At 47.4% G+C, this 26,689-nt stretch carries 22 protein-coding genes; 6 read left to right on the forward strand and 16 right to left on the reverse strand.

Annotation, left to right across the window (positions count from 1 at the left end; translation table 11 throughout):
- Positions 1–11: 11 nt before the first annotated feature.
- Positions 12–1,595, forward strand: a complete 1,584-nt coding sequence (locus V4534_06190; protein ID MES2504453.1) for a S8 family peptidase — start codon at positions 12–14, stop codon at positions 1,593–1,595.
- On the opposite strand, the gene recF is transcribed toward V4534_06190, so the two are convergent.
- Genes recF through rpsU form a run of 8 tightly spaced genes read right to left on the reverse strand, consistent with a single transcriptional unit; the run spans position 1,575 to position 13,084 of the window.
- Positions 1,575–2,642 carry a DNA replication and repair protein RecF gene (gene recF, locus V4534_06195; GenBank protein ID MES2504454.1) on the reverse strand — a complete coding sequence of 356 codons (1,068 nt, stop codon included), beginning with the start codon at positions 2,640–2,642 and terminating at the stop codon, positions 1,575–1,577. The two genes, V4534_06190 and recF, sit on opposite strands and share 21 nt — an antisense overlap.
- On the reverse strand, positions 2,632–3,147 hold the full coding sequence (locus tag V4534_06200; protein ID MES2504455.1) for a hypothetical protein: 516 nt from the start codon (positions 3,145–3,147) through the stop codon (positions 2,632–2,634). Before V4534_06200 ends, recF begins: the two co-directional genes overlap by 11 nt.
- 40 nt (positions 3,148–3,187) lie before the next feature.
- The gene (locus tag V4534_06205; GenBank protein ID MES2504456.1) at positions 3,188–6,745 is read right to left on the reverse strand and encodes a zinc-dependent metalloprotease; all 3,558 of its coding nucleotides are present in this window, start codon (positions 6,743–6,745) and stop codon (positions 3,188–3,190) included.
- Positions 6,746–6,757: 12 nt separating this feature from the next.
- Positions 6,758–10,600: a hypothetical protein gene (locus V4534_06210; GenBank protein ID MES2504457.1), complete on the reverse strand. Its 3,843-nt coding sequence runs from the start codon at positions 10,598–10,600 to the stop codon at positions 6,758–6,760.
- Between the two features lie 11 nt (positions 10,601–10,611).
- Entirely contained in the window at positions 10,612–11,631 is a 1,020-nt protein-coding gene (locus V4534_06215; protein MES2504458.1) for a hypothetical protein, read from the reverse strand.
- Between the two features lie 16 nt (positions 11,632–11,647).
- On the reverse strand, positions 11,648–12,028 hold the full coding sequence (locus V4534_06220; GenBank protein MES2504459.1) for a hypothetical protein: 381 nt from the start codon (positions 12,026–12,028) through the stop codon (positions 11,648–11,650).
- A 13-nt stretch (positions 12,029–12,041) separates the two neighbouring features.
- Entirely contained in the window at positions 12,042–12,875 is an 834-nt protein-coding gene (gene ribF / locus V4534_06225; protein ID MES2504460.1) for a riboflavin biosynthesis protein RibF, read from the reverse strand.
- The gene (rpsU, locus tag V4534_06230) at positions 12,872–13,084 is read right to left on the reverse strand and encodes a 30S ribosomal protein S21 (GenBank protein MES2504461.1); all 213 of its coding nucleotides are present in this window, start codon (positions 13,082–13,084) and stop codon (positions 12,872–12,874) included. The genes ribF and rpsU overlap by 4 nt, the downstream gene beginning before the upstream one ends.
- Before the next feature lie 95 nt (positions 13,085–13,179).
- On the opposite strand from rpsU, the gene glmM reads away from it, so the two are divergent.
- Positions 13,180–14,535: a phosphoglucosamine mutase gene (gene glmM / locus V4534_06235; GenBank protein MES2504462.1), complete on the forward strand. Its 1,356-nt coding sequence runs from the start codon at positions 13,180–13,182 to the stop codon at positions 14,533–14,535.
- Here the strand turns inward: glmM and V4534_06240 are convergent.
- From V4534_06240 to V4534_06250, 3 genes are read right to left on the reverse strand one after another with little or no spacing between them, the layout of a single operon-like run.
- Complete coding sequence (locus tag V4534_06240) at positions 14,515–15,093, reverse strand: hypothetical protein (GenBank protein ID MES2504463.1); 579 nt, start codon at positions 15,091–15,093, stop codon at positions 14,515–14,517. The two genes, glmM and V4534_06240, sit on opposite strands and share 21 nt — an antisense overlap.
- A gap of 31 nt (positions 15,094–15,124) precedes the next feature.
- A complete protein-coding gene (locus V4534_06245; GenBank protein MES2504464.1) occupies positions 15,125–15,457 on the reverse strand; it encodes a DUF423 domain-containing protein in 333 nt (110 codons plus the stop codon).
- Positions 15,429–16,076, reverse strand: coding sequence for a hypothetical protein (locus tag V4534_06250; GenBank protein MES2504465.1), 648 nt, complete (start codon positions 16,074–16,076; stop codon positions 15,429–15,431). The genes V4534_06245 and V4534_06250 overlap by 29 nt, the downstream gene beginning before the upstream one ends.
- Positions 16,077–16,181: 105 nt before the next feature.
- Here V4534_06250 and V4534_06255 point away from each other — a divergent pair, with 105 nt between their 5' ends.
- Positions 16,182–16,691, forward strand: a complete 510-nt coding sequence (locus tag V4534_06255) for a hypothetical protein (protein ID MES2504466.1) — start codon at positions 16,182–16,184, stop codon at positions 16,689–16,691.
- Here the strand turns inward: V4534_06255 and V4534_06260 are convergent.
- From V4534_06260 to V4534_06280, 5 genes are all read right to left on the reverse strand, one after another.
- Positions 16,688–19,756: a carboxypeptidase regulatory-like domain-containing protein gene (locus tag V4534_06260; GenBank protein MES2504467.1), complete on the reverse strand. Its 3,069-nt coding sequence runs from the start codon at positions 19,754–19,756 to the stop codon at positions 16,688–16,690. The two genes, V4534_06255 and V4534_06260, sit on opposite strands and share 4 nt — an antisense overlap.
- A gap of 11 nt (positions 19,757–19,767) precedes the next feature.
- Positions 19,768–20,418, reverse strand: coding sequence for a hypothetical protein (locus tag V4534_06265; protein ID MES2504468.1), 651 nt, complete (start codon positions 20,416–20,418; stop codon positions 19,768–19,770).
- Positions 20,419–20,530: 112 nt separating this feature from the next.
- On the reverse strand, positions 20,531–21,145 hold the full coding sequence (locus V4534_06270; GenBank protein ID MES2504469.1) for an SRPBCC family protein: 615 nt from the start codon (positions 21,143–21,145) through the stop codon (positions 20,531–20,533).
- Between the two features lie 44 nt (positions 21,146–21,189).
- Positions 21,190–21,810, reverse strand: coding sequence for an SRPBCC family protein (locus V4534_06275; GenBank protein ID MES2504470.1), 621 nt, complete (start codon positions 21,808–21,810; stop codon positions 21,190–21,192).
- Between the two features lie 28 nt (positions 21,811–21,838).
- Positions 21,839–22,369, reverse strand: coding sequence for a hypothetical protein (locus V4534_06280; GenBank protein ID MES2504471.1), 531 nt, complete (start codon positions 22,367–22,369; stop codon positions 21,839–21,841).
- 42 nt (positions 22,370–22,411) lie between these two features.
- Here V4534_06280 and V4534_06285 point away from each other — a divergent pair, with 42 nt between their 5' ends.
- The 3 genes from V4534_06285 to V4534_06295 are packed head-to-tail and all read left to right on the forward strand — an operon-like array spanning position 22,412 to position 26,687.
- Positions 22,412–25,183: a valine--tRNA ligase gene (locus V4534_06285; GenBank protein MES2504472.1), complete on the forward strand. Its 2,772-nt coding sequence runs from the start codon at positions 22,412–22,414 to the stop codon at positions 25,181–25,183.
- A 60-nt stretch (positions 25,184–25,243) separates the two neighbouring features.
- Positions 25,244–26,023, forward strand: a complete 780-nt coding sequence (locus tag V4534_06290) for a tetratricopeptide repeat protein (protein MES2504473.1) — start codon at positions 25,244–25,246, stop codon at positions 26,021–26,023.
- Positions 26,024–26,030: 7 nt separating this feature from the next.
- Positions 26,031–26,687 carry a TonB family protein gene (locus V4534_06295; GenBank protein MES2504474.1) on the forward strand — a complete coding sequence of 219 codons (657 nt, stop codon included), beginning with the start codon at positions 26,031–26,033 and terminating at the stop codon, positions 26,685–26,687.
- Positions 26,688–26,689: the final 2 nt, after the last annotated feature.

Consider the following 26,689-nt stretch of genomic DNA (forward strand, 5'->3'; position numbering starts at 1 on the left):
GGAGAGGGGGCATGTTTATATTTAATCTCATTTTAATATTCTTTTTCGCTGTTTCCGCAAACGCAGCCGAAAGAGAAGCTAAGCCTGGCAGTTATTTAGTTAAGTGTAAAAAGGGAGCATCAGATTCAGAACTTGCTGCTCTCCACCAAAAAGCCCACGCTGTGGTTATCAAAAAATTCTTCATTCCCGTTGGGCTATATCTGATTCAAGTGGACGCAGGCGCGTCTTTCGAAGAAGCAGAAAACCTATATCGTTCCGACCCGCTGGTTGATTACATTGAGCCGAACTACGATACTCATGTTCAAGCACAGGTAAATGACCCTCTCTTTCCCATTCAATGGGCGCTAGGCCCACGCGGAGTTAATATTGAAAGCGCATGGTCAAAAACAATGGGCGACCGAAGCATTGTAGTTGGCCTCATCGATACGGGCATCGATTACACGCATCCTGATCTATATCGAAATATATGGAAAAACAGCTTGGAGATTCCCGGCAACGGTGTTGATGACGATAAGAACGGCTATATCGATGATATTTATGGGATCAATGCTATCACCGGCAGTGGGGATCCGATGGATGACAACGATCATGGTACACATATGGCAGGCATTATCGGCGCTGAAGGCAACAATCAAATTGGAATCTCAGGGGTATCTCCCAAAGTATCGATCGCTGCCTGCAAATTTATGAATGCGGACGGTAAAGGCGACATCGCATCCGCTATTACATGTCTAAACTATTTTGCCGAATTAGCTGATCGCAGCATAGAGCCCGTTACAATCATAGCTACCAACAATTCGTGGGTAGCAGGCTACCGACCCTCAGAAGCATTTTTCGCAGCCCTCAAAGAACATCAAAAACGAGGCATCCTATTCATTGCCGCGGCCAACACACGAGGAAATAACAATGATATACTGCCAGTATATCCTGCCAACCTAACATTGAGCAATGTGATCTCTGTCACCGCACACGATGCCGATGGAAAAGTTCTCCAGGGCGCTAATATAGGTAAACGCTCCGTGCATGTTGCTGCCCCTGGAGCCGATATCATTAGCACTGTAGCCCAGGGCAAATATGCCTACCTCAGCGGAACTTCCACAGCAACGGCCCACGTATCTGGAGCCGCGGCACTTCTAAAAGCCTCTGATACTAGCTTAGACTGGATTTCGATTAAGAATTTGCTGATTGACAGCGGTAAGCCTTTGACCGACAAAGAGATGAAAACCCTGTCCGGTAGACAAATACGGATGTGGGACAGCAGCGGATTTGGCGCGCTAACCTGCAAAGACCAAACAATAAACGCCCGCTTAAAACCCGTGGGTGACATCATTGTTATGAAACTCGGTGAATCTCTGGCTCTATCTGTGATAGACATCAATTGTGCACATGCTTCGGCAAAAACGCTTTTAACAGTTCTGCAGGGACCTACAAATTCATCGATTCGGATTGGGCTGAACGACCAAGGGGAAAAGGGCGATGATTGGCCCAACGATGGGGTCTTTAATGGCCAATTTACACCGGTCGCCAAAGGCAAATACCAACTCCACTTTCCGACTTCATTCGATAAAAAAGTATTAGTTACGGTTACCAACTAAATTTCCATCAAAAATTGAAAATATATTGTTACTTTGCCAATCGGTAGGCAGAGCCTCTAAATGGGTTGTGGTAATAAAGGTTTGCGCCTTTAAATGTTCAACCGCTCTCAAGAGCTGCATCGCGTGGTTTTGGTCGAGTTCACCGACAACATCGTCCAAAAGCAAGATAGGCACCAAGCCCCTATGTAAGAAAACCGTCTGAAGTTGCGCTATTTTAAGCGCCAGCACCAATATTCGCGCCTGACCTCTAGAGGCCGTATAGCGGGACGCGTGATCATTGATGCTAATCTCCATATCGTCCAAATGGGGACCGAGCAGCGTGGTCTTACGAATGCGTTCTTCATTCTTCATCCGCTCCAAACTTAGCTTTAAGTCGCCTTGGCTACTAGGACGATAAACCAGTTCGGAAGAAAGCTTCGATGCCGATAAGGCTTCAAGCGATCCGGCAAACCGCGGCCGAATCAATTCCAAAGCCTGCAATCGGGCTTTTTCAATAATACCGCCCGCCCCAGCCAAAACCTGCGTGAAAGAATCAAGTTCAACCAGGTCAATCAGAGGCTGTTTCAATAGTCTATTTCGCTGCAGCAAAACGCGTTCATATTGCCGGTAATACAACACATAATTAGGAAATAGACTTGCAGCAATTTGATCAAGCAGCCGCCTTCTTTGGGCGGCGCCGCCGGTAATAGCGCCTAAATCCTCAGGCACAAATGAAACAAGCGCCACTTTGTCAGCCAACACGTTAGAATCCCGCGTCGCTTTAGAGTTAACGCGAACCTTCTTGCCTTCCGAGTTAATCTGAACAGACACTGTGCCGAAATCAAAGGTAGTCTCAATACGAGCCTCTGGCGCACCAAATTGAATCAGATCAGCATTCTGTTTAATGGGCCTAATGGGCCTAAGTTGACAGCCCAATGAAATCGCATCGAGTAAATTAGTCTTACCGTGACCATTTGGGCCAATAAACAGGTTCATCCCTGGGAAGGGCTCGAGTTGAACAGATTGTAGATTTCTAAAGCATATTGCTTTAATGGATTTAAGATTCACGCTCGTTTAATGCAGCATCCAAACGGGTTTGATAATCTGCCTTAAGCTTCTTATCGCTTTCCTGCGCAAGTAATGACTGCAAGGTTTGGATACGTTGTTCATCAATTTTTGCAAGAGCAGGCCCAGATGCGCCATGCTCCTTCATAAAAGTTCTTAAGTAATCCAAAGCCAGCGCCTGAACGTTCGGATCTTTGTCCTCTGCCACCATGCGCTTCAGTAAATCGATTGAGGCGTCATATTGCTCCCGCGTCCATAAAAGCAGCGAATAGCTGAGGCGAGCATGACTGCGCGAGTCGCAATCAATCGTACAAGCAGACAACTTGGAGAATATGCTGGCAGCACCTTCCAAATCGTGCTCTTCGTGGAGCAAATATAGCCCTAAGCGGTACAAAACCCGCACAGCGGGCTCCGAGTCTCTAGAGAGCGCTAAAATCGCCTTTTTTGCCTTTTCGACATCCAAAATCGCGCGCTGGAGATTGGATAAAAGTTCCTCAGGATTGCCCATGGTTAAGTTATGCCATTAAAGAGCTTGCGAATGCAACTTTCTACCTGCCACCATCCAAAGCATCGCCTAGCATCCGAAGCATATCAATCAGCAAAAATCGCTCATAAAGATCCAAATCTTTGCGAGGCATATCCGCATCGCTTGCAAAAACCTTCGCTTCGTTCAGCAGTTGATACCCTGGCGATAGTTCTTCCGAATCCACCACCACAGATCGATATTGCTTCTTGCTCTTAGGATCTTCAAAAATCAGCTGCTGCACTTTGCTTGCCGTTGCCGGATCGTGCTGGCTACCGACCAAAGTAATGCGAGCCCTCTTAATATAGTCAAGCTGGCCGTCCACCGGACTTGAGAAGTTAATGACCGGCAGAAGCAATGAATAATGACGCATCATCCAAGACCCACTCGATTTAATTCTAGGCAAGTCGACGTTTTTCTTTTCAATATCAATTACCGGCCGGTACTGAATTTCAGGTACACCATCTTTGAGCAGCAGATATGGACTTATATCCTTTTTATTATCCAGCATCAGTCCGCTGAACAACTTAATCATCTCAGGCGCAAAAACGCGATAGTAGCCAATCGAGAATGCACCGCGATTAAATCTGTCTGAAAAATCTCGCATAAAATAAGCGCGCGAGTCTGTCAGTGCATACATTGCAAGCAGCTTGTCATACATGTGCCCAATGTTGTTGGGTTTATAAAAGAATTGAGAACTGTAATGCGTGTCGTAGTAACGACCCTGATCCATGCCGATTTCTATCGCACCTTCGCATTTGGGAACCTCAATCTCCGGCAAATACATGTTGTCTTTGGTTAAGCAATATCGACCAGGCTCAACACTTTGCAGCACCTTGCCCAAGAAGTTAATTCCCTTATAGGCAGCTGTGTTCCAGTCTCTCACCAGCGGCCAAATGTTAAGCGACGTTCGTTGGTAGCGATACAAATATTTAAACGGATTCAGCATCGGTTGATAGGTTCGGCCATACAGTCTGGCCATATAACCACCGGGGCTAATAGAAATTCGATCGCGCCTAAAACTATTAAACCAGTAATAGTTTTCGTAAAGCTCAGCCGCGTTATCAACAATTTCTTCGGCAGAGGCACCCATGTCCCAACGGTTACAAGTTAAGCCACCGCCCCAGGCATAAGCATCGGAGCAGTACTGGTATGGAACCTCATAAACAATAGGCTGATCTTTTTTTCCAAAAACTTTACGAGCAGAACTTAAATAAAACTCATCAAAAGAGATGTTTCGACGCCGATATAAGTTATCCGATTTAGGCGCAACGCCGAGTGATTTTATGTCAATCTTCGCATCGCCGCCGCCATCAAAGTTTGCTTTTACCTGTGTGTAATGAGCTTTTAGTTTATCATTCAACTCGCCACCAGCGTACAAGTAAGGCAAGTCAGTATAATGAAACAATTTCGCATTGCTGTTCCAGTAAGCTGGAACAAACGCGCCACCGGTTTCGTCAAACACCTCTACCAAATCACCGTAGCCAAACTTGATCGCCGCTCGGTCGTAAAGGCCAATGCCTGAAAAATCGCTATTAAATCGCTGCATGTAATCCATGATCGATGAATATCGAAGCTCGGATTTTTTCCTGGTTTCTTCTTTCCAAAAGCTTGGGAAATAGTTCAGAGCGTCCACCGAACCCGCGAAATTATGCCTGAGACCTAAAGTGTGACCGATTTCATGGCTTGCAACGCCTCTAAACACAGCCGCGCGAATATGTTGGTACACCTCCATCCAGGATTTATCTTTGAGCTGCATAGCCAAGTCAGCCACTTGTGGCTCAACCATATCTGACAAATAGCAGGCACTGCGATTTCCAAAGAACGCGACCTTTTTCTCCAACGCTTCGAGTTGTCCTGCTAACTCAGAAGGCCTAAACTCTTTCAGCAAATACTTATCTTCCAGGTGTAAATCTTTCAGCAAGTCCCAGTTATTAGGCGTTCCATCAGCAATTTTAACAAAATAAGTGTCGTTGGTTAGGTCTTTCGTTCTTGCCTTAATCAATCTCGAAAAGCTGTCGATTGTAGAAACCGGAATCGCCTTTTTATCATCTTTCATTAAATCGCTGTTTGAAATCTGCCTATTAAGACTTTGAACAATATCCGCGCCCATGGCCGCATAAGTATCCAATGCAGCCCCATAGATATTGGCTGCACCATGGACAATCTCGCCCGTCACTGGGTCAGCAAAACTCGGCCCATAACCCAGCGGGCCTGCGAGTTCGGCCTTGTCGCTATAGTTCAAAATGTTGTAGCGAATATCTCCAAGTTGCTCCCACTTAAATATCTTGGACAATTTTTTAGCCGAGGATTCCCATTCGAGTACCGCACAAACTTCTTCCAGGTTGCCTTTATCAATCTGATTGATGCCATGTTTTTTTACATGTTCACCTAACGAAAACTCAGTGATATAATTTTTCACGTTTTCAATGTTGCAGGTGTTTCGCCGAATCTGGAACATGTCCTTGGTGTGGGTAACTTCTTCAAAAGCCGTGCTCCAATCCCTAGCCATTTCCTGCGCGGTTTCAAAAAGCTCCTCTGGAAACTGAACGTTAACAACATAGACAATTGGCTTGGGCACTTTTTTGTCTGCATCTTCCCAAATGTTCCAACGGTTAATTAGCTGCGAGCGACCTGTCAGCGTAAAGCCATTTTCACGGTTGAACTGATGTTTTTCGGTTCTAAAAAAGCCGAATCTTGAGAACACAGGTACTTCATGCTGCGTGCATTCGTCAATATTATGCCGCATCGGATCGCAAATCTCAGTGCCACCTGGACCAGCATAGGTCCACAGCGCTTGCAGATTTTCGCATCCTTGCTCGCCTTTAAAGCAAAGTGCCTTGTTCTTCACACCATACTCAAGCGGGATAGAGTCGGGATAACTTTTGGGCGTATAGTTGGTGGGCTGAATTTTTTTAAACGATAACTTCATCCTGACTCTGGATGCCTGGCAACTCCATTCACCCACTGAGTCACAAGCTTCTTGGCTAGGCTTAATCAGCGCTTCTTGAGTACTCTCGATGTAATCTTTGGAAACACGAACACGGTAGGGCTCCCTGGGGTGGGTTTCGCGTTGAATCTGCGCGAACGAGCTCATGGTAAACCATTCGTTGCAGTCAGTGTCTGGCGCCATATTTTTGGTCCAGTCGATGCGCACAAATTGACGTTTGTACCATTTTTTATCGTAATCATTTTCCGAGATAACGTTATTTTCAACGCCACTCACTTCATTGTATTCGCGTTGTACGTCAAAGTGCTTAAGCACCGGAAAGGCCGCCAGCAAATTTTGAGAGCCAGGATTACCGGCTTCCGTACCAGCAACTTTTTCATATGAGCGATAGGCGTAAAGCATGTTTTCAGTCAGCTCAAACCGAATTCGATCGCTGGCGCATGCAGCACCAATGAAAGAACTGGCGTTATGATATTGTTTGTCAACAATCGACGCCCCAAAATACCATTCGCCCTTCAATACGGATTTATCGAAATAGCCACCGCTCACACGGTTAACATCTTTGGCACCCTGGCAGGAAATCAAGCTCAACAGACTGACCGTGAATAGGAATATTTTTAGATTCATCTTCATCGCAATTTTTTCCTAGTTGAGCATGGTGTAACGTTTGACGATAAAGCGCATGTCATCGGCAAAACCGACGGCATTTTCCATATCGATTCTCTGCTGCGTTAGCTTTTTGTTAAGCTCTTCGTTATTGCAAGGGCGAGGCTTCGCGGCGGGACAAGCGGTATTACCGGGAGCGCAACACTCGCCGTTTACCATCGTGTCGAAACAAACACACTCAGGTGCTTTTTTTCTAAACTCAACGTCCGCAAGACAAGTTTCTACCGCCTTCACTTTATCTTTCAACACACCCAGCTTAACCACATAGTCATAAGCGATAGGCGATTTCCCGGCTTTCTTTGCCCAGTAACGCCTGCCGTCAGACGGATTTTCGAACACCGCAACATCATCGGATAATGCCGACGCATAGGCGGATTTTCGGTCATCGCTGCCGCCCTCAAGACCAATTTGAAGCGAATGAATCGGATTAAACTCCGTCAGCTGCGGAATCGAAAGCAAAGCACTCGCATAATACAGCGATCGGTAAGGCAGCATATCTGCAGATGCAGGCATGATGGCCATGAGACCGGTGTAATCCGGGCGTCGTAGCGTGACCGGATCCAAAATATCCCGGTGCATCAGCTCCCCATCTTCGTCAATGAGAGGTCCAAGTTCATCCCATTGCGAACGAATTAGCTTTGAAAACAAGTCGGCTATTTCTTCGGGGAAAATGCGATACCAATTCATGCGGAAAAGGCGTTCATCCTTCATGCCATCGACTCTTGGGAAGAGCCCACCTGGATAGGCTAAATAATAACCAGCCGCCAACTTCGCATGGAAACTGCCCACAAAATTCAGATGGTAGTCTTCATAATCACTGTTAAGCCCAAAAGCGAACGGCCTACCATCGCCCAAATACACAGTTGTATAACGGTGGTTCTCAATTGCTGTGCGTTCGTCCTTGGCGTTTTTATTTGTGACATTATCGAGCGCACAATTATCCAACTGATCGACCGCTCTAAGCACCTTGTTATCTTCAAGCGTTGTCACATGCTCTCCCGATACCGGATGGCCCAGCACGTGGGAGTAGTGGTTAAGACCGGTGACCGTCGCAGCTAAATAATCTTTGCCTGCATCCGAATCTCTAAACTCCGGATCCGTCAGCGCATAAAATCCATACCAACGCATGATCTGATTAAAGTCATCGAACACCGCCAAATCTTGACCCACCACAGAAGATAGATCGTTGCCCATGGTCCAAATGCGATCTCTGGCGAAATGCGTCAGGAAGTAATGTCCCCAATAGAGTGTGCGATTACGCGCGGCACGGCTTCTCATATCCGCACCGAAATCAAAAGCACGGCAATGTGGTCCATACCAACCACTGGAATCCAAGCAGAATCGATACGGCACACGCGCTTTAGGGTCAGCCTTCTCGTAAGAGATCCAGTTTCGATCGTGAATTTGGTCCGCATCTCCCACAAAGCCGCCAGGTATCTTTCGCCAGTCATTCAAAAAGAGCCAACGAGAAAGTCCTTTGTCTTTCGCGAGAGTTGTTAACTGGCCCGGATTAAAAGTTTCAACCAACTGACCGTATCCAAAGAAAATCGCAGCTTTGTCATATGCACCCAGACCAGCCAAATCAGCATTCCAAGAGGCATGATAATCCATGATGGATGAGTACATATACTCAGACTGCCGCAGGCAATCTTGGGTTGAGACAAGCATCTTCCAGGTAGCAGCGGAGTCTTTTGCGCACTTTGCCAACTTGCTCGCGATGTCTGAATCTGACTTCACCACCTTAAGCGCCTCAATCGGATTGGGCGGCAATTTTTGATACTCCCAAAACTCAGGTGCATAATTGAGCGGATCCGCAGAGCCAGACATGTTGTGCGTCAGGCCCATATTGTGACCAACCTCATGCAACATGGTTGCGATATAAACGGCTTCACGAATTTTCAGAAAGCGCTCTTTAGGATCGGCCTTCAAAAATTGCAGCGCGCTACCGACAACCAAGTTATCCAAAAATTCTGGCGGATCCGAAATACCCAGGGCCTGTTCGTGTAGGCGCCGCTGCTTCGCTTCGAAATCACGAATTGGGTTTATCTGCTCCACATAAATCTTTGGCAAAAACATGGTGTCGTTTATGGCGTTCAACCGAATATCAACATCCGCTGCAGGCAGTGTGTCGATCTTGCCGGATTGCAGTGCAAACTTATTATTCAGCGTGGTTAAGCTTGCTGCATCCGGCATCTTCATTTGATCTTTTTGAATCTGGCTGGTTTTTTGAGCCATATAACTATGAACGTCATTGCCAAAAATTAGATCCCGAAAGCGCGTGTTGCCCGTCATCATGTCCATGTGATCCGCTGCTTGCTGCGCTCTGCGATCCAAGTACCAAAGATTAACGTTTGCGGTTGACTGAATAATTTCACCCGTTTGCATATCTGCAAACATGGGGCCAAGTCCGCTCCAATTGGTCATGAGCCGCTTGTTGATAAGATTCAGCAAATTATAGCGCAAGTCTCCTGCGCGTTGATAGCTAAACGCGGTCTCTTTACCTTGTGTGTAGTACTCAAACGCAGCGCAAATTTTTTCCAAATCATCCAAAGCAGCTGCTTCTTTCGCATGATTTTCGGAAAACGACCGTTTGTTGGTCAAATCGTTGGCGGCATTTAGCCGCTCCTGAACGTTTGCCAATCTGACACCTGCTGATTCCTCAACCTTGTTTTTCAGATCTTCTGAAAGCAACTTGCTCACGTTTTCAATATTGCAGGCGTTTTCTCTCAAAACCCACATGTCGGGCACGTCACTCACGCTTGTGTAGGTGCCCTTTTTCATTTCGAAGACCAATTCTTTGAACAAGCGATTCCACTCAGACTCCACGCGTCTTGAGGCTTTCATCAAATTTTTAGGGTGCGAAACGCTAGTATAATAAACGATCGGCTTAGGCGATCCATCTTCGTTCCAAATATTAAACCGTGTGACATTGTAATTTTTTTGGCTTTCTAAACTACCGCGATACGGATCCCATTTCTGCTGGCCCGTGAACGATGTTCGATAAAAGCCAAACTGGTCAAACAAATCGTCTGTATAATTCAAAGGCTTATAATTTGTCTTTTCAGGCTTTTTCAAAAACGAGTAACGAATATCAAATACCGGCGCAGAGGAATCCATTTGAAACGGATCGCCATAACCGCCATAATATCCCATGATATCAGCCTTGACACCTTGTCTAGTGGTCACATCGAAATAGCCGTCTTCAAACCTCGATCGCTTTGGATTCGCTGGCTCATTTTGCCCAATGGCGAAAGAATTTTCCAGGCCAATATTGGGTGAACCCCACATCCATGAGGCTTCATCATGTCGGTTCAAATCTTGCGCTAAATTTTTGCTGAAATCGACTTTAATAAAGCGACGTTTGTACCAACTTCGATCCGTTTTATTTTCAACAAGTAGGTTTCCCCTCGCTGATGTCATCGGATCGTAATTAGGTGCCAAATCAAAATGGTTAATAATTTTGAAGGCCACTACTGGGGCGCCTTTGTAATTTTCCTGTGCCCCAGGACTTAAATCTCTGTCGGACCCAGGAACTGACGCGTGGCTTCTCCAGCCAATTAAGTGGAACTCAGTTATTTCAAATCGAATGGATTCGGCATGCAGCCAATTCCCGTCTCCGACAGAGAGTGCCTTACTACCAGGAGGGGCATCAATCACTGTCATGCGATAGTACCATTCAGGACTCAGCAGACTCGACTCCCAATTGGGGTTGAACTGCGCTTTATCAAAATACGAATCCACAGAGCGATTGATCGGTTTATTTCGACCGGAGCAAGCAGTCCAAAGCGTGATTGCCAGTAGCGCTAAAATAATTTGCCGCATCAACATGCCGTTTAAATCCCCACTGTCGCCTGAAAGAAAATTTGGGTTTGGTTATTTCCCGGGGTAACGAAATCAAAAAATGGAAAGGCTAAATCGCCAGCGCCCGTTCGACTTGATTGGATACTCATGACCCCAGCACCAAAGCTGAGCTCGGTTTCAATTGGAACGCGATATGTGTAAGCAATTCGCCCGAGCGTAGCCTCGGTAAAGTTTTGGCCAGTAGAGAACTCACTGCTGACCTCGGGTCGCTGCTGAAGTGGTCTAAGAAAATTGACAAACCATCCGAGTCCCACACCGACCGAATGGTTAGGATTCGACCAACCGAGCGACAACATGTTGTTTAACGTCCAGATAATCTGACGACCTGAGGTTAAACAAGTGCCATCCCCGAAATTTTCTTCTTGGTTTCGGACGATCACCAGCCCTTGGCTGAGCTGACCCATGTCTGCATTAATATTTTGCGGGTTAATCGCCGTTTGAGGCATCTGAAAACAGGGACCGGTAATGTTACTCTGAGAATATACCCAGCCAGTCGCCGCTGGCGTTAGCCCAACGCTAAAGCCCCACTTCGACCATTTGATTGGCAACCCAGCATTAATTCCAACGATGCGATGAACCGCCCTAGAGATAACAGACGTTGGCACGTTCAAACCAAGTGAAGCACCAAAAGAAAAACCAGGCCCAAAAGCCAAGATTTCCGGCATCGACAAATCGACTCCGATATCCGTAAAAGAAACTCGATGGTCATAATTGAGCGCAGTGGTTTGATAGGAAGCCAACCACCACATCATCATTGACACGTTGCCAGCCACCGTGATCCGGGGCATTCCCCAAAATACCGGCAGCTTGTAGCTGGGATTCAGCGCTAAAGAAGTTGACCAAGACGGCTCAGCGGCGTAGCCGGCAATAAAGCTGCCAACGCCCACAAAGTTACTGAGGCTAGCGCCAACCCGCCAGTCTTTGATCGGCGGTGCATCTGCCCAAAGCGAGACAGACAGGCTCAGGCCAGCTAAAATTTTTAAAAGCCCCATCTGAGGCTAAACAAGTTTAAAACCTACGATATTTCCGGCCCGAAGCCTCATCGGTTTTTTCATTGATGCAGTCGCTCAGTTTGTCAAAAAATACGTCGGATAGATCTAGACGGTATTGCATGCGCATAAATAATTCATCGACAGAATGGATGCCTTCAAAATGACAGTTCTTTTTAGCTCGTCGATGATTGTTCGGAATGACATCAAAGCCCATCAGGCATTTGCCCTCGGAAAACCGGCATTTAAAAGTATTAAATTGATAATCCGCATCACCCTCGCACCAGGTATCACCACAAATGGTATCGATTTCCTGCAAAAGATCTTTTTCATCTTGGCTTGAAAGGTTGTTTGCAAAAGCACAGGAAGTCATCAAAACGCAAAAGGCTATGAGTTTCATAGCCTTTCAGGCGTTATGCCTGATCGATTATTTCCAAATCACGCCTAATTTGCTGTGTTAAGTCACTCACAGATGCAAACCGCATTTCATCGCGAATCTTGCGCTTTAATATAATTTCGATTTCTTTGCCGTAAAGATCGCCCGAAAAGTCTGGAAAATATGTCTCGATCTGGGCTGAGCTGTGATCTTTAAAAGTTGGCCTAATGCCAATATTGGTAGCGCCTTTGCCATACCGAGGGCTAAAGGTTTCATACACGCCAAAAGGGGGCAAGATTTCTTGCTGCACCTTCATATTGGCTGTTGGAAAGCCGAGCTGATGGCCACGGCCATCGCCTTTAATCACTTCACCTGTTAGGCAATATTCTCGCCCAAGCAATCTGGTAGCTTTGGCTAAATCACCGGCAACAACCGCTGCACGAATCAAACTAGACGAACAAACTTCGCTATCGATGCAAACTGGCGGAACCACGTGCGTTGTTAAACGAGACTCACTTCGAAGCGTATCCGCGTCACCACGGGCGCCTGCGCCAAAAGCAAAATTCGGACCAATAACCACATGCAACGCCTGCAGCTGGCCAATCAAAACTTGCTCAATAAATTCAAGCGAAGTCAGCGAAGCAAAACTCGTGTCAAATTTTTGAAAAAATGCTTGGGTAATGCCCAGCTCGGTAATCCGTGCGGCTTTTTGCGCATCCGACATTAGACGCGGTGCTTTTCTAGGATGAGGGGTAAAAGTATAGGCAATCGAAGGAAGCTGAGCTTCACTTGCTATCAAGACTGCTTTTTTGAGGAGGGCTTGATGGCCTAGATGTAGGCCATCAAAGTTTCCAATCGCTACGACGCTCAAGCGTTGTTGCTCTTAGGGAACACGCGTTTTTCACGCTTTCTAGCACGGGCTTCTGCGGCACGAGCTTTCAGCTTCTTTTTGACGGAAGGCTTTACATAGTGTTCACGCTTTCTGACTTCTTTCAAAACGCCGGATTGCTCCACTTTGCGCTTGAAACGCTTCAGGGCACGTTCGATGGACTCGCCATCTCTTACTGCTACTTTTGTCAAAACACTCACCTCCCTTCCTTCAACAAGGAACCGACTGGTTAACAAAGCTGCCCTCACTTTGCAATAGGCCCTTTTTCTGCTAGTTTTAAGCCCTCATGAGTCAAAGACAATTATTCGGAACCGATGGCATTCGGGGGCAGGCCAATCTGTACCCCATCACGGTTGAAGTAATGCTGGCCCTCGGCCGCGCTTTGGCCCATTCGGTTCATAAGCCCGGACACCGCGGCACCATTGTCATTGGCAAAGACACCAGGCTTTCGGGCTACGCGCTCGAACAAGCGCTGGCTGCAGGCGTATGCTCCATGGGCGCGGATGTGCGCCTCCTAGGACCTCTGCCAACGCCAGGCGTCGCCTATATCACCAGAGCCATCAAAGCCGATGCCGGCGTCATGATCTCGGCAAGTCACAATGCATACCATGACAATGGCATCAAGATTTTCGGCGGCGACGGCTTCAAGCTCGCGGACGCCCAAGAGCTCGCCCTAGAAAAGCTCATCCTAGAGCCTCACTTCGAAAGCCCGCTTTACGATCAAATCGGTAAAGCCAAACGCATCAACGATGCCACCGGTCGTTACGGCACACATTTGCATGAGATTTTGCCCCTAGATTTCGACCTCAAAGGCAAAAAGATCGTTCTCGATTGCGCCAACGGCGCCGCCTACAAAGTCGCCCCACAAGTTTTAACAGAACTCGGCGCTGAGGTTATCATTCTGGGCGATCGGCCAAACGGCATCAACATCAACCACCAGGTAGGCTCCCTACATCCACAAGCTGCACAGGCGATGGTCCGCCAAACCGGCGCCAGCCTAGGCATTGTCTTAGACGGCGACGCTGACCGCTTGGTGCTAATTGATGAAAAGGGCGAAATCGTCCTCGGTGATGCACTTTTAGCTCTATTGGCGGTACACCTCAAAGTGCCCACGCTGGTATGCACTGACATGAGCAACCTGGCTCTCGAAAAATGCCTGGCTGAACATGGTATCAAAGTAGAACGCACCAATGTAGGAGATCGCTACGTACTAGAGCGCCTCCGTGCAGGCGGTCACACCTTCGGCGGCGAAGAATCCGGCCACCTCATCTTCACCAACCACGGCACAACCGGCGATGGCTTAGCCGGCGCACTCATGGTTCTCTCTCTCCTGCAGAAAGCTCAAAAACCATTGTCGGAACTAAAAAACATCTTCAAGCCAATGCCAAGGGCCATACAAAATCGCCCGGTCCCGGAAAAAATACCCTTCGAAGATTTGCCAAACTCAACAGCTTTGATGCAAAAAATCAAAGCAGACCTAAGCCGAAACGGTCGTTTGTTTGTACGCTATAGCGGCACGGAAAAAAAACTGCGCATCCTCATCGAAGGGCCAGAACAATCAGAAATAAATAGTATGGCCGGACAACTCGCCGACACAATAATCGGCGAAATCCAAACCAGTCTATTTAGACATTCTTTGTAAACGTCCTAACTCGCCCCTAAAACTCTGTAGACATATGTCATGCTGAAAATAAGCGAAATCTTCTAATACGACACATAACCCAGCCTGAGTAAAATTTTGAGCCAGCTCGTGCTCCCTCGGGGTAACCAACTTCCAGCACCCCACCAACGGAATCGCAGCTATAACAACATTTAAGCTTAAAGTATTGGTCGTATTTGTAGGATAGAGGCGAAATTGAAAATCAGCCGCAGCGGAGGCTAAAGCGTGAGTCCAATTCATCCATATTTGCGCATTATGATCAGCAAAACCCAATGCTGCTTCCTGCGTAGGAAAATACACGTGCGCCACGCCATTCGAGTCAACAGCGATGCCGTTGTTAAGTGGCACCAGAGCATTTACTATACCCTGCAGGAATGATGAAGCACCCGGACTCAAAAAGTCATACCCGACCACCCTTACAACGTGATTTGTCGCCACCGTCTCTCGATCGGCTCTTTTCGCCTCAACATAATGCCAATCATCTTGTGCAAACAAACCAGTTACAAAAAAAAGAAATAAAGAAGTAAACCTTAGCATCATTGCTCCATTAAATAGTTATTTTTTAAATACACTAATTTCTGGCAAATGCTAGAGAAAGCCAAGCCAGCATAAATGAAATACCGCCAGCAGGTGCCAATCCCGTGTAAATAGGGTTGCCCGTGAAAGCCTTTAGATAGATCCCACCACAAAAAAACACGCAACCTGAAATGATAAGCAAACTGCCAATTTTGCTTTTATCTGAAAGATACAAAAGCAATAAAGCATGCAAGAGCTGATACTTGGTCGCTGTCTCAAAACTTGTAGACATCACTCCAAGCGGCACAGCGTGCGCACCAATGGCGCCAAGCAAAATAGCACTAAAGCCAAGTAAACCACTAAGCCGTCGCAGCGCAGTCTCCGTCATGTTGGTGTAGTTCCTGTAAAAATTGACCGTAACTTGCATCATCAAAATCCGCCCAGTAACCGTGAGTATGATTACCCATCAAAATGCCCCACCGGGAAGCTAAGTCAATGGACTGTTGAGTTACCAAGCGGAGCCGAAATCCCATGGGTTCGCCAGCTGGCGCAGGGAAAGAATCGTGAAAACCTGAATAAAAATCGGAACTTTCAAATTGCGACTGATAAGAGGGGGGCGACCACCTCGCTGAATGAGGACGCTCAAAAACCAAGCTACCTCTATCCGACTGAAACAAAAAAATTTCGTCATGAAAATTCCAGAATATTTTTTTGTGATATGAAATTAACGCATCCGCCTCTTCGGCCGTAGCAAAGCCGACAAACGCTGTATTTGATCGACCAGCGTGGACATACCACGGCGAAAAACCTAAAGTATGAAGTATGCTGTGCAATTGTTGAAGCACAGACTCTCTGCGACCACGGGGCAATTGACCAACAAAAACACTGTAACCCCTTTCTACACCACGAGACGCCCCATGTGGCATATGCCAAACAGGCCACGACTCGACTGCCAATGCAGACGTAGCAAGAAAAAAAATCAAGAAATATGTTTTTGAATTTTGCATTTAAAATGTCCTAAAGCGATGCAATACCCTTTTCAGTCATCCCAACAAGGCCTTATCGGGTGATTAGCCGAAGGTAGAAGTAGAAAGTTACTTCATACTTTAGGCATGAAAAACAACCTTCTCATTGCGCTGATAATGCTAGCGCTGCCTTCTGTAACGCTGGCCATCGAGAAATACGAAGCAACATGGAATCCAGTCACTTTTTCGAGGGAACCGCTGTTGATCGGTTCGGCTTCTGTTCTGATGTGGCCAAACGGAACTTACCAATTTGTGGGAGGAATTTATAACTCCAGCGCAAATAGCTACGATAATGCGGTGATGTTTGCCATCTCGGGCCGAAATGGCTACGTACTCACTTTTACCCATATCGGTCACGTGGGTGGTTACCTGGAAAGCGGCTCGCAAACCGATTATTGGACTCATTCGGGCAAAAGTGATTATATTGCCACACATTGGAACGACATTGTCGGCTCCGGGTGGCATGCGGCGGCGCACACCACGCTAGACACTCTACCTTTATGGCGGGAGTTGCAAAGTGGCATTGGCAATGTGCGAGAGGTCTACTCAGTGGTGGGGCCCATTTTGGACCCCATTCGGACTGGTGGAGAAAACTAGAACTTCAGTCTAAATCCAACCTGAGTACTAAACGGCGCCTGGAATGCCACCGCGTTGCCGTAGTTTGGATTCTTAGTGACAGGCTTACCGCTGGTATTCACAGCATAATCCAGCTGACTCTTATCGCCATCACGTATTGGCCTCACGAAATCGTAAGTATAGGTATCGTCGTAAGCGACCGGATCGCGATTGTTGGTTAAGTTGAAGAACGAAGCAAACAATTCCGCGGTCACTTCAGGGGTAATATCGTAGCCCATGCCAACGTTCAGATCCACAGACCAAGTCCAAGGCGTTCTACCACCGGATCCTCTAGGCAAGATAAAGATTTCATCACTTCCGTATAACAAGTCAGCGCCTAGGACTTCATAAGGCGTCCCACTTTGAACCACCCCAGAAAGACCGATATTAAAACTTAAAGGAACATCAATACCAAACTCTTTAAGTCCAGCTTTGTAAAATCCGCTCAACTTGATGCGATGCCTTTGATCTTGAGGCAAATAGCCCATGCGGTTAAGCAAAAGTTGCGGCAAATCGAACTGGCTGCTTAAGTTTGGATCTAGCTGACCATTGGTTGCTGAAAATAGCCCAGGATAGTTACCCTTGGCCCATGAAAGCACATACGTTCCTAAGATAACAAAGTTATCGGAGAGCTTCTTGTCCAACCGGAACTGAAGTTGCCAAATATTTCGAATAGCCTCAGGAAATTCGGTGATACGAGACAGATTTTGAAAATTTTGCTCCAACTGCATTCGCCTTGCCGGATCTTGTTCATGATTAATTTCATTGCGAATATCACCCAGCGTATTCACATCGAATTGCCCTGGGTTACCAAACATATAACTTTGGCCCCCATCGGTTGACATATCTTCGATCACGCGACCCAACGAACGATACACGCCCGCCACCCCGAACACCCAAGATGAAATAGGCTCGTAGTCAGCGCTTAAAATCAACTCATCCGAATATTGGCCTTTCAAACCTGGTGCCACGATGGAATCCAAGCCGCCTAAGGTTGTATTGTCCGTGGGAGGCGTTTTCGCACAGGTTAAATAGTCGCTACCTGGGGGACAATTATAGACCCTAATACGCGAGCCTTCACCACCGAAGGCACGTTCGTTAATATCCATCGGAATTGACTCATAATAACGACCGTAATTAAATCGCACGACTCCTTTTCCGTTGCCTAGGAAATCCCAAACCAAACCTGCTCTCGGTGCAACGTTATCCAAAATCGAAAATTTACGCTCCAGCGAAAGATTTTTCAGTTCATAAGCTGGTGTTTTAACACCATAAAAATCTTGTGCTTCCCATCTTAAACCATAGTTGATGGTCAACTGAGGTGTCGGATTCCAGCTGTCACCCACGAACAAGCCCCAGTTCAAAGTCTGAGAAAGCGACGGGATTTTAAAACCATGAGCTGCATCCACGATACCCTGACCGCGGATATTATACATGGTTTCCTTAAGCGTATTTTCGTAGCGCTGGTAGTAAACACCGCCCGTATAACCATGCTCTTTAGATCCACGCAGCTGTTCAAAATCCACGCCGTATTTAAGCTGATGCAGGCCAGCGAAATCGAACAAGCTGGTTAGCATCACTTTTTCTGAAATACGGGTCAGCAAAGAGTCATTAAAGCTGCCAATTCCACCTTTTGAATAATTACGGACAGTACTTTTTGACGCATTATCCAAAAAATTGCTGTCGTTAGGCATGTTGTCCCAAACCGTATTTAGGCCGACATTGGACATGTACGTCACGCGAGGCGAAGATCCACCTGGAGCCGTTGGCCACCAATGACTTTGTTGATGATGGATACCAACGGTCGCATCCAGCTTCAATTTATCATTCCAATATTTACCGGCATAGTTATAAACACCGGTCGCCAAGTTGCCGCCCCATTGCTTAAATTGAAATGTGCTTGGATCGCCATTTAGACTCAAAGTTGGCGCATCCGAATCAAACGGTGTCCCCACGGCTCCCTCAAAGAAGGTTGGCGCACCGCGAATGCCCAAGCTCTGCCGGTTATTATCATCGATTTCATGAGTTAACTTGAAGGTATACTGATGCGACTGTGCAAAGCCTGAAAATTCCTGCGAATAAAAAGTCGGTCCGAAAGTACTTTGTCCCGATGAATCCGTGCCAGTGACAGCACTTAAATCTCTAATCCAGAAATCTTTTTGAAGCTCAGGCGAATAGCCAATGTGAAACCATAATTTATCTTCGACAATAGGACCGCCAAGCTCAAAGCCGGTATTTAAGTAATAACCGAGCTTTCCTCTACGGGTAACAGAGTCATTTACACGACTGACCAAACGAGGGTTGGCTTGCAAAAAGCCCGGCCGATAATAGGTAAAGATGCTTCCATGAAAATCGTTACCACCACTCTTAGTGGCGGCGTTGACAACACCACCGGTCGCACGTCCAAATTCAGGGCCGTAGCCACCTTCTTTAACGTCGAACTGGTCCACGAATTCCAGCACCATGCGGGTACCGCTTAGACCAGAAGAAGGATCGGTAGAATTCATACCATCCACCACGAAAACGTTTTCGGGTGAAGTCGCGCCACCGACTGACTCGCCCATCGCATCGCTGCCTGCACTCGGCAGCGCTTTCATGGCATTGCTAAAGTTACGGTCCCTGCCCATAGGGACATTTTGGATATAATCCTTGGTTAGGTTAACGCCAACGGTGCTGGATGCAACGTCAATATGGTTTGCCTTTTCTGTGATTTGGTAAACCTCGCCGCCTGCATTAAGCAGCTTCAGCGTCATATCTCCACTAACAGTCCTCTCAATATAAACTTCAACGCCCTTACGCTCGCTCGTCGCGTCAGCAAACATGGCTTTCAAAGTATAAATACCCGCTGGCAAGTTTGAGATGACGTAAAGACCTTTTTCATCGGTCATGGCGACCTGCTCACCCTGCAATGAAGGCGAGGTTGCGACCACCGTAACACCACCAATGGCTTCGGCCTTTTCATCAACGATCACACCTTTAATATTTCCGGTGATACCAGCAAAAAGAGCTTGAGAGACTAGAAACGCAAAAAACAGAATCTTCATCATTGGCCCCTTAATCACTGTGAAACCCTAAATAGAATGGCGCCCGCTACCGGCTTGCCGGACGGAGACTTCACCTGGGCTCCGTCTTTTTGTTGCGCCTGCATCGGTGCACCATCGGTATTCGCTACTGTGCCGGCGATCACATAGATGGTGATATTGGCGCCAGCAGTTAGAGGCGTGGTGAACTGAATGTCGATCGCGGGCAAAGGCTGATCGCTAAACGAAGTATCAGGTGGCGCAATATAACCACCGTCCGGACGGTAAGTGATAGCGTATGCCGAAGCTGGAAGAGAGATGTTATTTTGAGTTATTTCGATAACACCAGGTATCGCGGTAAATCCTGTAATCTTGTTCGGGTCGCCATTAATTGTCTCTATGGATGAGCCTTGAAGCACTTGAGAAAAACCAAGCACCAGATAACCCGAAGGTGACAAGGTGGGAGCTTCGTCAAAATTCAAAGCGCCCGGATCTTGTACCGACCAGTCAACCGGGAGAATCCTCTGCGGCAAAGTCTTTTGAGTTTTCGAAATATCACCGGCAATAAAGCGGCCCTCAACCAAATCAGGCGGAGCCAAAGGGTCCTCTGCGCATGATGCAAGCAGTATGCCAAAGCATGAAAGTGCAAGTAGAATCCAGCGTTTTTGAGGTCGTATGCGAGTATTCATTTTCACCAGAGTCCTTTTTGAAGTACGTCGCCACTCTTTTTCATTAACCAAACAAAAAAAGCAACAGGCTCACACCTGCTGCTTTTAATATGTCGTCGTTAAACGGGTCTATTTACAGAGCTTCGGCTCTTGCTTTTAGATTGCGATGAATCGTATTTGCCATGTCGCGGGCGTTGAATGCGCCGATGCCGAATACGCCGTTGGCGCAGAGGCTGGTTAATTGTAGCTTGCCGTATTGAATCACATCGCTGGCGTTTGGGTTGCCTGGAGCTTCTTGAACGCGCCAAAAACCTACGGTGTCCAAGACGCAGTCGTTGGAGCGGCTATGGTCAGTTGCCCAGGTGGACCAATCTTTCATAGGAAACTTGTTCATCACATAGTAGTGCTTGCTCAAACGGTCGGTCGTGAAATCAACGAAAATGGTATCATTGCCGATTTGTTTGTAAACTTTGGCATCGCCTACACGATACGACCAATCAGCGTACTGGCTAAAATCAGCTAATACTTTCCATACTTTTTCAGGCTTAGCGTTTACTCTAAAAGCTACTGAGCCTTCATTAAATTCGCCTTTGGTGTTTTCGATCAAAAATACCAACTTACCCGCTGCAACATCAGCTTGTTGAGCCGATGTCAGATGAACCATGGGCGGCTCACCCATGTAAGGAGAAAAATCGGCCAGGGCGCTAAGGCTCAAAAGCATGCTGAGTGTACACAAAAATTTTGTCATCATAACCTCCGATGAATTCTAGAGGCATGATGGCGATTTTGGCTTTAGACGCGCTTTTTAATTTTGTCGAAGGTTTGATGCGCCATGTCTTTGGCATTGAAACCGCCAACGCCCAAAAAGCCTTTCGCGCAGGTGCGATTCAAAATCACTTTGCCCGAATAGTAGACATCACTTTGATTCGGGTGTTCCTTCACAGGATCCACGCGCCAAAAGCCTACAGTGTCCAAAACGCATTCGCTCTTTTTATCGTGATCGCTATGCCAGGTTCCGACGCCGCGGTTGGATACAGGGAAATCATGTACAACATAATATTTTTTACCGACAATCTGCGCTTTAAACTCAACATGATGCTTACCGCTTTCAGTCGGCTTATATTCTTTGGCGTCACCTACTTTGTAGGCCCATTGCGGGTATTTGCTAAAATCACTGATGACTTTCCAAACTGCTTCAGGCGCAGCGTTCACCCGAAATATAGCCGACCCTTCTCTTAAAAAACGATTTTGAGGCAGGTCTTCTGACTTATCCCAAAACACCAATTCACCTTTTTCGACTTTGGCTTTTTGTTCTGTGGTCAAATCCAAAGTGGGATTCGCGCCATAAGGCTCCAAATTCTTTGCCAAAGCACACACAGATAAAAGCATTGCAAGCGTGGGTAGAATTCTCATAGTGCCTACTTATAACCTATTTATCCAGCTAGAAAAAGGCCCGAATGCCCACGTAGCCGGCACCCATATCAATTTGCGTCGTCCCTTGTCTTGAAATCGCAAAATCAAATCGCGAGTTAATACCGAAATCCAAAGCCACTTGTTCACTTAAACCAACCAACAAACCAAGCGAAGGCGAAAAGCCCCAAGACCAACCCGATTCAACATAGGCACCATGAGCCAGCAGCTGAAAGTATGGCCGCAGATTGGTATCGGTTTCGATGGCATAGAGTGCGCCAGAGCCAAACTGATAACGCCGATTCTTGTCAAAGCCACTGGAAAGCTGCCCGGTCAAATTGAGGTCAAAGACAACCGCTAAATCTTTGATCACGAAGAACCCCCACGTGGTCGCAATGCCGAGGCTAATATTGCTGCCAGACCAACTGGCAATATCATCGCTGTGGTATTTAAGCATAGCCTGCCCACCGGCAGTCATCACACCAGGGGATAGATCCAGCCTCTGTGCGAAGATCGGATTGCAGCATATTAAAGCGATCATCAGTAGTTTCGAGCGAATCATGTCTTTTCTCCGGTGCGTGAGTAAGCTAGCGTCCCTGGCACTATGGACCCTAAGTACGATGCCAAAAGTGTAGAGTCAAAATGGCGAAAAATTTTCGATGGTGTCAAGTTTTTTGAACCAGACCAAAAAAAAGATGACCCATACGTCATCATTATGCCTCCGCCAAATGTCACTGGCGTACTTCACAATGGTCACGCTTTATTCGTCACACTGCAAGACGTCTTAATCAGATTCAATCGTCTCAAAGGCAAAAAGACCCTCTGGCTACCTGGCACCGACCACGCGGGCATTGCCACACAAACCGTCGTTGAGCGAGAAGTCCTAAAAACTGAAGGCAAAACCAGACACGAGCTGGGCCGAGAAGAATTCACCAAACGCATTTGGGACTGGGTCAAACAAAACGGCGCCACCATCATTGACCAAATGAAACGCCTAGGCGCATCAGCCGACTGGAGCCGCCAAAAATTTACGCTAGATCCCGACTGCATCCATGCAGTCAACGAAGCCTTTGTCCGCCTATGGAACGATGGCCTAATCTATCGAGGCGAAAGACTCGTTAACTGGGACCCTGGCACTCAAACCGCGCTGAGCAACGAAGAGGTTGAGCACATTACCCGAAAAGGCGAACTGTTTAAGTTTGCTTACCAAATTAATGGCTCAACGGACGAAATCATCGTAGCCACTACCCGGCCTGAAACCATGCTGGGCGATACGGCGATTGCAGTAAATCCAAAAGATAAGCGCTATAGCCAAGTGGTCGGCAAAACCGTCATACACCCATTTTTCCCAAACCGGCACATACCCATCATTGCTGACAATATGGTTGATATCGACTTCGGCACTGGCGCGGTCAAAATCACCCCCGCTCATGACCCGGCCGACTTTGCGACCGGCGAACGGCACGGCTTAGAGCGCATCTCTATCTTTACCATCGATGGCAAAATCAGTGCCAACGGCGGCTCTTACCAAGGCTTAACGCGCAGCCAGGCTCGCAGCAAACTCATCACCGACCTAGAAGCTCTGGGCTTTAACCGCGGCAGCGAAGTACTCGAACACAACGTCAGCGTATCTTCGCGCTCGGGCGAAGACATCGAACCGATGCTGAGCAAGCAATACTTCATCAACACCAAAAGCATGGCTAAGGCTGCTTATAATGCCGTTGAGACCGGACAGACGCGCATCATCCCAGCAAGTTGGAAGAAGACCTACGATCATTTCATGCTCAACATCCAAGACTGGTGTATCTCCCGCCAGCTTTGGTGGGGACATCGTATTCCCGTATTCTACGATTTGGAAAAGCTCGCCGGCAGAAAGCTGGATGATTTGTCCGAAAGCGAGATGCGCGAAGTATCCATTGCCAGCACAGAAGACTTGGTCGCTTTGCATGGCGCGCACAAATATATCCAAGAAGCGGACGTTCTAGACACGTGGTTTTCATCCGGCCTGTGGCCTTTCTCGACCTTGGGATGGCCTAAGCAGACTGAAGATCTAAAAATGTTCTACCCCTCGGCCGTTTTAGAAACCGGCTTTGACATTTTGTTCTTCTGGGTTGCCAGAATGATGATGTTTGGCATCCATTTTATGGGCCAGGCGCCTTTTAAAGATATCTACCTGCATGCCATGGTACGCGACGCTCATGGCCGTAAAATGTCTAAATCTCTAGGCAATGCCATCGATCCAACAGACGTTGTGGATGGCATTAACCTCGATGATTTATTAGCCAAAACCAAAACCTATCCAGTGCCTATAAAAATGCTGCCCCAAGTTTTGGAAGGCCTTAAAAAGGACTACCCAGAAGGATTGCCTGCCTCTGGCGCGGATGGATTACGCCTCAGCCTGGCGATGCTGTCCGGTCAAGGGCGCGATGTAAAACTGGCTATTCCACGAGTTTCCGGCTATCGCGCATTTTTGAATAAAATTTGGAACGCCACGCGCTTTGCGCTCATGCGCTTGGGCGACAGCCCTATTTTGCCGATTGCAGACGTGCAAGCGAAGTTGGCTCTTGAAGACCGGTATATTCTGTCCCGCTTACAAAAAGTGATTGCCGAAACCGATAAAGCCATCAGCAATTATGAGTTTTCCGTTGCCTCAGACACCATTTATCAATTCTTTTGGACCGAGATTTGCGACTGGTACATTGAGCTGGCGAAGATTCGCATTGAAACGGAAGAAGTGCGCTCTGTTTTGGTCGAACTGCTATCGGTCAGCGTCAGACTGCTTCACCCTTTTTGTCCTTTTGTCACGGAAGAAATCTGGCAAAATCTGCCAGGCTCACAAGGCTACTGCTCCTTCGCTGAATTTCCAAAAGCAAATTCAGATCTCATCGATGAAACCGCCGAAAGAGAGTTCAAAAAGCTACAAGAAGTCATCGTCATGGTCCGAAATGCCAGACAAGAATCCAATTTGCCTGCGCAAAAGAAGCTGCCAGCCATTATCTTGGCTGACTCCGCCGAAGACTTAAGCCTTCTCAACAACTTCCGCGATGCGATTGTCAAAATGGCCCTACTAGAATCAGTACAGTTTTCCCAGCGAGCTGGATTCAACGTACCCAAACTAGCGGCTACTAACTCAAGCGCATCATTCGACGCCATTTTGCTGCTGGAAGGGCTCATGGACCCAGCGGCTGAAAGCGCGCGCCTTACCAAAGACTTCGAGAAGACATCCAAAGAGCTTGAAAGTTTAGAGACCAGACTGGCAAATCCAGGCTTCGTCTCAAAAGCGCCAGCTCATGTGCTAGAACAGCATCGCCAACAGTTGGCGGACTTAACTCAAAAACGTGCGCAATTAGAAGCAAGCCTGCAGCGACTCAAATAAATTAGCGATTACGTCAAACGCCCGATTTTCGCCTTCTCCAGTTCAGATAACTAGAGGTTAATGCGAGTTATCCTGGGCGTCATTTCACTTTTTTTTATCAATGGATGCGCTGCGCTCGATGCGAGAGTCGAAGCGAACCAAGCTTATCAAGCATTTAACAAGAAAGACTACGCCGGCGCAATCGAACACTACGGAATTGCCCTTCAAAATTCTCCAGATAATCGCTCGTTGCAAAAAAATCTCGGCCTCAGCCACTTAGAGCTCGCCAAGACTGCAGAAAATCCCACAGACGCGACCACCCATTACAACCAAGCCATAGATGCATTGTTCAAAGTCCTCAAACAAACTCCCGAAGACAAAGAACTCGGAGCAGTGCTGGTCGAAGCCTGGACACAAACGGACCGTCTGCAAGAGGCATCAACCTACTATCAAGAATACGTCAAAAAATTTCCAAAAGATCCAGAAGGCTGGCAAATCCTAGGTCAGATAGAAGTGCACCGCGGCAACTATCAAGCCGCGCTCGATACCTATGAAAAAAGGCAGCAACTTGAGCCTGAAGATCTCCAAATTACGTCCGGCAAAGCTATCCTATGCTGGGAATGGTTGAGAGCAAGTGAAGCAGAGGATTCTAGCAAAGCCATTGAGATTGCCAATATTGGTCTAGACGCAGCGATGAAAACCGACGCGAAGGATCCAAAACATCCCACAGCATTGGTTTACGCAGGCTTACTGCTCAGGCAGCGCGCCGCCCGGCAAAAAGACTCGAAGGCTTCTCAAAATGATTTGCTTGAAGCCAAAAAATTACTGGAACGCGTGAGAGCCAGAAACAAAGGAGCTTGAAGATAAAATGTTTGACTCCTATTTTTTGAATCAGGCAGCCTATCTGAACACAGCTAAAAAGCCCATCGGTCTATCGGTCCTAGTTCACGCATTTGTTGCCGTCGTCGTTATTGCTGCGCCCTTAGCGGTTATTCGCGAACTTCCAATGCCAACGTCCGTCCTGGCTGTTTTTGAATCGCTTCCACCGCCACCGCCCCCACCGCCCGGCGGCAGCGAGCAAGTAAAGAAAGAAGAAGTAAAGCCCAAAGAACCAGACACCCTCAAAGAACCTGATGACGCCCCAAAAGAAATGCCCAAACCAGACCAAACGCCCCCAAATCCAGCTGGCGTCGAAGGCGGTGTTGAGGGCGGCGTAGAAGGCGGGGTGGTCGGCGGCTCATTATCTGCAACTGTCCTAGTAAAGGCGCAACAGCGCCTATCCGGTCAAATGCCAGTCTTTCCAGCAGAAGCCAAAGCCCAAGGTCTGATGGCAACCATCGCGGCCAGAATTTGCATTTCTGCTCTAGGGGATGTCACCAGTGTGAAAATCCTCCGCGGCTCGCCAGCCTTTGACGCTGCCGTCCAAAAAGCGCTCATGACATGGAAATATCAACCTTACATTGCCGGCAGCACCGCAGTTCCTGCTTGTTTCCCAGTGTATTTCAACTTCAACCTGAAGGAGTAAAA

It is taken from the genome of Myxococcota bacterium, from assembly GCA_040387835.1.
Classification (GTDB): domain Bacteria; phylum Myxococcota; class UBA727; order UBA727; family JABDBI01; genus JAZKCZ01.